The 1,145-nt window shown below is 70.3% G+C and carries 1 protein-coding gene; it reads right to left on the reverse strand.

Annotated elements, in window-relative coordinates; translation table 11 throughout:
* A partial coding sequence (gene dxs / locus J2X36_RS26765) for a 1-deoxy-D-xylulose-5-phosphate synthase (protein WP_405029871.1) occupies positions 1 to 1,130 on the reverse strand: 1,130 nt, incomplete at its 3' end.
* Positions 1,131 to 1,145: the final 15 nt, after the last annotated feature.

A 1,145-nucleotide genomic window follows, 5' to 3' on the forward strand; every position in this document is an offset into this window, starting at 1 on the left:
GCAAACGTCACCGCGTGCTGCTCGGCGATGCCGACGTCGAAGGTCTTGTCCGGATGCGCCTTGCCGAAGATGTCCAGCCCCGTGCCCCCCGGCATCGCCGCGGTGATCGCCACCACCTTCGGGTCGGCATCGGCCGCCTTCACCAGGCTCTCGCCGAACACCCGCGTGTAGGCCGGCGCGTTCGGCTTGGCCTTGGCCTGGATGCCCGACACCACGTCGAACTTGACCACCCCGTGGTAGCGGTCGGCCGAGGCCTCCGCCGGCGCGTAGCCCTTGCCCTTCTGGGTCACGACATGCAGCAGGATCGGGCCCTGCTCGCTGTCGCGCACGTTCTTGAGCACCGGCAGCAGGTGGTCGAGATTGTGCCCGTCGACCGGGCCCACGTAGTAGAAGCCGAGCTCCTCGAACATCGTGCCCGAGCCGACGAGCAGGCTGCGGGCGTATTCCTCGGCGCGGGCCGCGCGCTGGTAGAGGGCCTTCGGCAGGAGCTTGCCGAGCTGCTTGGCGGTCTCGCGCAAGGAGCGGTAGGTGCCGCCCGAGGCCAGCCGGGCGAGGTAGGCCGACATGGCGCCCACGGGCGGCGCGATCGACATGTCGTTGTCGTTCAGGACCACGATCAGGCGCGAGTGCATGGCACCGGCATTGTTCATGGCCTCGTAGGCCATGCCGGCCGACATCGAGCCGTCGCCGATCACCGCGACCACGTTGCGGCGCTTGAGGCTCGTCTGGGCGGCCTTGGCGGCGGCGGCGTCGAGGTCGCGCCCGACCGCCATGCCGAGCGCGGCCGAGATCGAGGTGGAGGAATGAGCCGCGCCGAAGGGGTCGTAGACGCTCTCGCTGCGCTTGGTGAAGCCGGAGAGCCCGCCGCCCTGGCGCAGGGTGCGGATGCGGTCGCGGCGTCCGGTCAGGATCTTGTGGGGGTAGCACTGGTGGCCGACGTCCCAGACGATGCGGTCGTCGGGCGTGTCGAAGACGTGGTGCAGCGCGACCGTGAGCTCGACCACGCCCAGCCCCGAGCCGAGATGGCCCCCGGTGACCGAGACCGCGTCGATCATCTCCGCCCGCACCGCGTCCGCCACGGCCTGCAGATCAGCCTCCGGCACGCGCCGAAGCGCCGAGGGATCCAAAATGCCGTCGAGAAGGGA

This window comes from Methylobacterium sp. BE186, assembly GCF_031457035.1.
Taxonomy (GTDB): Bacteria; Pseudomonadota; Alphaproteobacteria; order Rhizobiales; family Beijerinckiaceae; genus Methylobacterium; species Methylobacterium segetis.